Annotated in this window: 6 protein-coding genes; 2 read left to right on the top strand and 4 right to left on the bottom strand. The window is 69.2% G+C overall.

Annotation, left to right across the window (positions count from 1 at the left end):
- Positions 1–1,206: 1,206 nt before the first annotated feature.
- Positions 1,207–1,665 (bottom strand): MarR family winged helix-turn-helix transcriptional regulator, encoded by a 459-nt coding sequence (locus tag PS467_RS41900; protein ID WP_311039729.1) that lies wholly within the window; start codon positions 1,663–1,665, stop codon positions 1,207–1,209.
- Between the two features lie 128 nt (positions 1,666–1,793).
- Between PS467_RS41900 and PS467_RS41895 the strand changes: the two genes are divergently transcribed.
- Both PS467_RS41895 and PS467_RS41890 read left to right on the top strand, forming a co-directional pair.
- The gene (locus PS467_RS41895; RefSeq protein ID WP_311039728.1) at positions 1,794–2,537 is read left to right on the top strand and encodes an SDR family oxidoreductase; all 744 of its coding nucleotides are present in this window, start codon (positions 1,794–1,796) and stop codon (positions 2,535–2,537) included.
- Complete coding sequence (locus tag PS467_RS41890; RefSeq protein WP_311039727.1) at positions 2,534–3,415, top strand: MBL fold metallo-hydrolase; 882 nt, start codon at positions 2,534–2,536, stop codon at positions 3,413–3,415. Before PS467_RS41895 ends, PS467_RS41890 begins: the two co-directional genes overlap by 4 nt.
- 424 nt (positions 3,416–3,839) lie before the next feature.
- Here the strand turns inward: PS467_RS41890 and PS467_RS41885 are convergent, their stop codons facing one another.
- The 3 genes from PS467_RS41885 to PS467_RS41875 form a co-directional block, all read right to left on the bottom strand.
- Positions 3,840–5,393: a hypothetical protein gene (locus PS467_RS41885; protein WP_311033340.1), complete on the bottom strand. Its 1,554-nt coding sequence runs from the start codon at positions 5,391–5,393 to the stop codon at positions 3,840–3,842.
- Positions 5,390–6,430 (bottom strand): tyrosine-type recombinase/integrase, encoded by a 1,041-nt coding sequence (locus tag PS467_RS41880; protein ID WP_311033341.1) that lies wholly within the window; start codon positions 6,428–6,430, stop codon positions 5,390–5,392. Before PS467_RS41880 ends, PS467_RS41885 begins: the two co-directional genes overlap by 4 nt.
- A 352-nt stretch (positions 6,431–6,782) precedes the next feature.
- Positions 6,783–6,992, bottom strand: coding sequence for a hypothetical protein (locus PS467_RS41875; RefSeq protein WP_311033342.1), 210 nt, complete (start codon positions 6,990–6,992; stop codon positions 6,783–6,785).
- Positions 6,993–7,110: the final 118 nt, after the last annotated feature.

Below are 7,110 nucleotides of genomic sequence, written 5' to 3'. Positions count from 1 at the left end.
CACAGCATCAACGGACGGTGGGGACGCGCGCCCTGCCCCGGACCCGACGGACCCCGGGTTCGCCGCTGGTTTGACTTTCCGGCACCTCCGGTGGCAGGAGCCCCGCCCGCGATGGGGTACGCTGTGTCGGTCCGATCGTCGAGCGCCCGTGTGTCCGTTACTCGCCCACGGTCCGGGAACCCTGGCGAAAGTTTCCCCGAAACGTCGACGAGAGCCCCGCGGGCGACAAAGGTCCACGGCCGTGTCCCGGCCCTTTGTTTCCGTAAAAAAATACCGCTGCCCGCGACTCTGCATGCCCTCGGTGGACGTGGTGGTGAGCGCGGGCGGGACGGGCACACTGCTGGCCGCACTGGCCCTGGGCAAGCCCCAGGTGATCCGGCCCCTTCATCCGCCCGCACCAGCCCTGGAACCGCGACGGCGTGCGGCCCCGACCCCGGCAAAAAAATATCCCCGTGGGAGATCCGAGGACCTCCGCATCGGCGGGCCGACGCGCCGTCGCCAGGTGATCTGCCGACCCCATCGTACGGCGCCCGTACGGCGGAAGGCATCGTCCGCGAGGAACTCGCCGGCCTCGACGACGCGAACCGGGTTCCCGCACAGGCCCTCCATGGGACCGCTCTGAGACACGGTACAACCAACCTGCAGTCCCGGGACGGTAGAGGCGCGCCCCGGCCACACCCGGCCGAGCCCCCCCCGGCAACCGGCACGCCGATCCCCCGCCGGCGACCATTCCCGGGCGCAAGGGGCCCGCCAGGGAGAAGGTTGAGGCAGTTTTCTTCACGCCGAGCCAGTGGATTCAGGGCCTGGGACGCCTCGCGCGCGGGTTTCACCACCACAACTGCACCTGGGCCGTCGAAAGCAGGGCTCAAAAGCCCACGCCGAGCGTGGGGAACCCAGTGGCGAACGCGGGACTCACCGCGGTTTTCGAAACGCGCCTTGGAAAAGATCCGCGTGCCCCCGCAAATCGGGCCGGGCCGGCCACGTGTCCCGCCCCACCAGCCGGATCCCGCCGCTGACCAAAATGCCGCCCTGCGAACCGATCTGGGCCGCCGCGCACCGATCTCGGCTGCGAGCAGGGCAGCGTGACCGAGATCGGAAGCTCTGTGGACCGGCTGGAGGAGACCGCCGTGTCGGCTGATCTGCCCGGATGAGATCCTCGGCGGGCGCGGTGCCGGCGTTCGCGACCGGACTCCGTACCGGACCCTGCTACGCGGGTTCGGGCTTGTGTCCTTCCAGGGCCTTCACCAGGAGCGCGTGGAGTTGCCCGCGCTCGTCCTCGTCCAGGCTCGACAGCAGTTCGGCCTGGGCCTTGTCCGCGTTCCGCTGGATCTGTTCGAGATAGCGCCTGCCGGCCTGGTTGATGGTGACGAGGTTGCGGCGTCGATCGCCTGGATCGGCCTGGCGGTCGAGGTGACCACCGGTCTGGAGCCGGGTCACGATGCCGCTGACGTCGTTGCGGTCGAGGCCGAGCCGCCTGCCGAGATCGGCCTGGCTGAGCGCGCCGTACTCCTCCAGTGCGGCGAGGACGGCGAAGTCGGAGCGCGCCGTCAGGGGCATGTACCGCGCCGTCATGCGGGCCCCGATCGTGGAGACCCTGCTCGCCTGCCAGCTCGTGAGTGCCCGCAGTCGTGCCGGTGGCTGGAGGTCGTCGTTCGCATCACCCATGGACTCACTATAAACGTTGGCCGCCCCAACCGATCAGTGTTACGTTGGGCCAGCCAACGTTGGATAGCCCAACGCGAGGAGTCGGCGGGATCTGCTGCCGACCCCGACTTGGCCGAAGGAGCATCCTGATGTCCGACAGCATCCCTCATCCCGACCTCTCCGGTCGGCGAGTCCTGATCCCCGGCGGCACCGGAGGGGTCGGGGAAGGCGCCGTGCGCTCCTATCTCGCGGCGGGCGCGCAGGTGGTGGTGCCCACACGCAGCAAGGAGCGGGCGGAGGAGTTCCGCCTACTGCTCGGCGAGGCCGCAACCGCGCGCCTGCACCTGTTCGAGCACGACTACACCGACTTCGCGGGCGCGGAGGCGCTCGTCGCGACCATGGTCGACCGGCTCGGCGGCGTGGACGACGTCGTCGCCCCGATCGGCGGCTGGTGGCACGGCAGGCGGTTGTGGGAGATCGACGAGGCGGACTGGCAGGCGGCCTTCGTGGGCCTGGCGACCGCGCACATGGCCGTGTTGCGCGCGGCCCTGCCGCACATGACGCGGCAGGGCGCGTACTCCATCGTCGTCGGCGAGTCCGCCCACGTCCCCATCCCCGGAAGCGGCCTGGTGAGCATGGAGCAGACCGCGCTCCAGATGATGCACCAGGTGCTCGCCGTCGAGCTTCAGGGCGCCAAGCGCGTGTTCCTCCTCGAACTCGGCCCCGTGGCGACCCGCTTCGTCGAAGCCGTCGACCCCGCCCAGGTCACTTCCGCGCAGATCGGTGCGGTCGCCGTCGCGGCCTCCGCCTCGACACAGCCCGGGAGCCTGGTGCAACTGCTGAACCGGGCCCAGGCCGAGGAAGCTCTGGTCTCGCTCGGAGCCGCGCGGTGAGCGCCACCCGGCTCGGCTACGAGGTCATCGTGTCCGAGGCGATCCCGCTCGCCCTGCCGGGACGCACGCCCGATGGGGGCGCGCGTACCTGGGCGCCGGTGTCCACGACGCTCGTCTTCGGCCGTGACGAGGCGGTACTCGTCGACCCGCCGCTGACCACCGCCCAGGCGGAAGCCGTCGCGGACCGCGTCCGCGCCGTCGGCCGCAGGCTCACGCACATCTTCGCCACCCACGCGCACGGCGACCACTGGTTCACCGCCCCGAGTCTGACCGACCGGTTTCCCGGCGCCCAGGTGGTGGCCACGGGCGGAACCATCGCGCAGATGCACCGCACCGCCGAGGCGCGCGCGGGCTTCTGGGACAAGATCCTTCCCGGACGGATCCCGGCATCACCCGTCACGGCCGTCGCCGCCGAGGACCTCGGAAACCGGCTCGTCCTCGAAGGACACGCCCTGTCCGTCCTCGGTGTCGGGCACAGCGACACCGACGACACCAGCGTGCTGCACATCCCGGACCTCGACCTGGTCGTCGCGGGCGACGTCGTCTACAACGGCGTCCACCAGTACCTCGTCGAATCCCGTGACGGGGGACGCGACGCCTGGCGCCGTGCCATCGCCGCTGTGGAAGCACTCGGCGCACGCCGAATCGTCGCCGGCCACAAGAACCACCGGTACGACGACGACGCGGACCGGCAGATCCGCGAGACCCGCCGCTACCTCGACGACACCGACCAGCTGCTGGAAACAGAGCCGACACCGGAGCGCTTCTACAGTGCCATGATCCGGCGGCACCCTGACCACCTCAATCGCAGCAGCCTCTGGGGCAGCAGCCAGGCGCTCTACCCGGACCGCACCCAGGGGGCCCCGCCGCCCACCTGACGGATGGTCATCACGGGTGGGCGTGGGCGTCAGTCCTGCTTCGCAGCCAGTCGGCCGGGAGGAGGCCGGGTGCCGTGCGTCGGCGGCGACGACGCGATGACGACTGTGGAGATCGCAGGGCCCAGGCTTCGCGTACCGCATTGCTCACCACACACTTCGCCGGGTCGGCTTCCTCCTCGCCCAGAACGCCACCAGCGCCGCCCGCTACCAAGAAGACCCCACCTACTCCGACGCAGACGCCGAAACCACAGACCTCAGCAACGGTGAAGAGAGGGACCACCACCGATCATGAACGAGCTGAGGTGTCCGCCTCAGCCCCACCACCCCAGTCCGATCCGCTAACCTGTCAGGGACCGCCCTCAGTGGCGGTCCCCATCCTTGCCGCAGCGCGGGCGAACGCTCACTCAGAGTATTCAGCCACGTTTCACGCAAGGCCCCCGGCGAGGCGGTCTTCGGGCTTGAGGGTGTCGTCGTGCAGCAGGCGTCGGGCGGTGGCCCAGCGGGCCTCGTCGTCCATCGGCTGTGAGGGGCCGTTCCATCGCTCGGCCGGGAAGCTGAGATCCTGGGCGATATTTTGAGTAAGGGCCCAGCGCACGAAGTGGCCTGCCTCCTGGCGAAGGCGGGCATCGTCGCTGGTCATCCAGCGTTCAAGGTCGGCTTGGCGAAGGTGGCAAGGGTCAGGTTCTGGCCCTCGATCCAGTTCAGGAGATAGACGGCTGCCCGCAGATGTTGCCGCGCGACCTGAAGTTGGTAGTACGTGGTCTCCTTGCCGTGACTGCGACGGCGAAGCCGACGCAGGAGGTGCCAAGTCGCGTACCGATGCAGGATTTTCCGGCCCTCGGGCCGACGTGTGGGAGGCGACGAGGCCCTTCACGTGCCGTTCGAGATGGATCATCTGCTCGTCCCGCCGGGGCAAGGCTTCGGTGGCGACAAGAACGCTGCGGATGTGCTCCACGACCTTGCCTTCAGGGAGCTCGTCCAGGGCCTCATGGGTGAGAGGCCGGCGTCCGGAGCCGAGATCGGACAGGACGGTGGAGACGATGCCCTTGGAGAGCCAGCGCATCGCGGTGCCAGCCCGTTCGGTGTCGGCAAGGGCGTCGTGAAGCGACTGCAGCTTCGGGCTTATGGAGCCTGTGTTATCGGCGAGGAGTTCGTGGAGCCGCTGCTTGAGGGTGCAGCGGGGGCACGGTCCCGGCGCGTGCAGCCGTTCGGCTTGTCCGCCGGTGGGACAGGGGCGCCAGAGCTCGGCGTCCGGCATGGTGCAGGGGCCGCAGACGGGGGCGTCGGCGGTGCCGGAGTGAATGCCGCGCATTCGTCCGCAGACGGTGCAGTGAGCTTGGCGCCTGTCACAGCCGCCGCAGCGGGGCAGGCCGGTGAGCTTGGAGAGCATGCAGGGTGCGGTGCGGCCGCAGATCGAACAGAGCAGAATGGGCAAGGGACGGCAGTTCGGGCAGATCGGCCCGTCCGCAGTGCGGGAGTTGACCATGCGTGACGCGCCGCAGACGATGCAGGTCTCCAGGTTCGCCGGGTCCTTGACCAGGCAGCTCGGACACAGCGGTCGCCCTTGGCCGTTGCGGGTGGCCGGCTCGCGTCGGGCGCCGCAGCGTACGCATTCTTCGAAACGGGACTTGGCGATGCAGTTGCGGCAGACGCGCTGCCCGTCGAGCGGCTTGTCGATGCGGACCACCCGGTGGCAGCGAGGGCAGGCGGGCCGGACGATCCCGGCGACCCCGGCCTCGTGCAGCAAGTCGATGAACCGCAGGATGGCGCGATGCGGCGCCAGGTGTCCCTCCCCGGTCAGCAGACGAGGGTTCTCCTCCAGGGCCCAGACCTCTCCGGTGAACAGCCATCTGGCGCTGTCCCACTCCCCCGGCCGCCACGCGGGATCGATGTGGGCACGCAGCCACGTCTCCCACGACTTCTTCGTGGCCTTCGTCGGTGCGGAAGGTGCGACGGCAGGCGCACCAGCCGTGCTCACTGGTTCTCCCGCCATGCCTGGGCCCGGTCGACAGCCGCCCGGGTCTCGGACTCATCGACGTGGCGGTAACGGTCCATGGACAGCGGCGAGGCATGGCCCAGCAGCTTTTGCACGACGTCCCGATCCACTCCCTCACGCAGCCAGTGAGTGGCCGCGGAGTGGCGCAGCGTGTGCGGGCGAGCCGGGTGCCCGGCGCGGCGGGCCAGCCGGTCGAAGACGCTCTTGGCGTTCGGGTAGGTCATGGCCCGCCCCAGCGGGGGCCGGAAAAGGTTCACGAACACCATGCCGGTCTCGGCCGCGGCGGCCACCTGGTTCCGTTCGTGCTGGTAGTCGGTGTAGAAGGCGACGATGTCGGGGGTGACGGGGAGGCATCGGGAGTGTCTGGACTTGGCCAGGGCCCGGTTCGGGTTGTCGGTGCGGCGCCGCACATGAAGGTGCGGGCCCTCCACCGGGCAGCCCAGCGAGCGTGACGAGGCCAGGAAGTGCAGATCCTCCTGGCGCAGGCCCAGGGCCTCCCCGATCCGCAGGCCGGTCGCGGCGAGCAGCGCGATGAGGAAACAGTCCCGTGCCCGGGGCGTATCCGCGATCATGCGGCGGATCTGCTGCGGGGACAGGTCCTCGTAGCCGGGTTCGCTGACCTGGAAACGAAAAGCCGACACCTGGACCTGGCGCCACTGGCCACGCTCGCCGGCGTCGTAACCGGCCGGCAGGTAGCGCAGCAGCTTCGGCTCCGACAGCAGGCCGGCCGTCTGGGCGGGGACCCAGCCGTGGAGAGCGCCGAAGCGCAGGAAGTCCGTGACCGCCGTCATCACCGCGTTCGCCGTACCCTGCGAACGGTAGCGGGGCGCAGCCGTGGTCGGGGAGCGGCGGCTGCGGGCCGGCAGCGGCGTGGTGACCAGCCACTGCTGCAGCCCGGACAGAGCCATGAAACTCGGACGCGACCACTCGATACGGCGCTGGGTGCAGTAGTTCAGATAGAGGGCGAGACGGCCCGCGTAGACCCGCTCCGTGTTCGGCGAGCGGCCCTTACTGCGCAACCCGCCAAAAACGCACACGCCTCCACATGCAGGTCATAGGTACGTGCATCAGCCACCACCCACCGCTCCACACCGGTCACCGGGGAGATCGAACGCTCAGCCGCATAGCTCTGCTCCACCCACCAAACACAACCAAGCCCGACCCCAGCCGGCTCTGCTTCCAGACATCTCCTACACGACCAGGTGGCAACCACACCGAACACACCACACAAGCCCGCGCACCTATGGATAATCCCTGTCCTGTAGTCGACGCCCTGACACTGGCCGGACCCCAGCGCCGAGCAGTAACAGCGCCCGCCACGGGCGGGCGCCGTGCTCTCGCCTGCAGGTAGGAGGACAAAGCATCCTCGGTTCACAGCACCGCGAGGACGAAGGTCAGCAGCGCCAGGGACAGGGTGGCACTGCCCGCAAAGGCCACGGCACCGCGCAGCAGAGCGGTGGCATAGGTGGCTCCGTCGATACGAGCGAGCAGACCGGCCGCTGCTCCTACGAGCATGCACAAGAGCGCGACGACCGCGAGGAGCAGGACCAGGAGCATCAGGTGAATGGATGAGGTGTTCATGCCTTCTTCCCAGGACAACCGACGACGGGGACTTCGGCGAATTTCGCAGTTCTGGTGTTCACCGGGGTTCAGGGCGAACAAAGATGAACGAAGACGGTCGCTTGAGAGACGGAGAAGC

The organism is Streptomyces luomodiensis, assembly GCF_031679605.1.
GTDB classification, from domain to species: domain Bacteria; phylum Actinomycetota; class Actinomycetes; order Streptomycetales; family Streptomycetaceae; genus Streptomyces; species Streptomyces luomodiensis.
The sequence above is the reverse complement of the archived record's forward strand: the minus strand, read 5'-3'. Positions and strand labels throughout refer to the sequence as shown.

Bases quoted from the DNA above. Each gene is read 5' to 3' on its own strand.
- PS467_RS41900 (WP_311039729.1), bottom strand. From the start codon at position 1,665: ATGGGTGATGCGAACGACGACCTCCAGCCACCGGCACGACTGCGGGCA.
- PS467_RS41895 (WP_311039728.1), top strand. From the start codon at position 1,794: ATGTCCGACAGCATCCCTCATCCCGACCTCTCCGGTCGGCGAGTCCTG.
- PS467_RS41875 (WP_311033342.1), bottom strand. From the start codon at position 6,992: ATGAACACCTCATCCATTCACCTGATGCTCCTGGTCCTGCTCCTCGCG.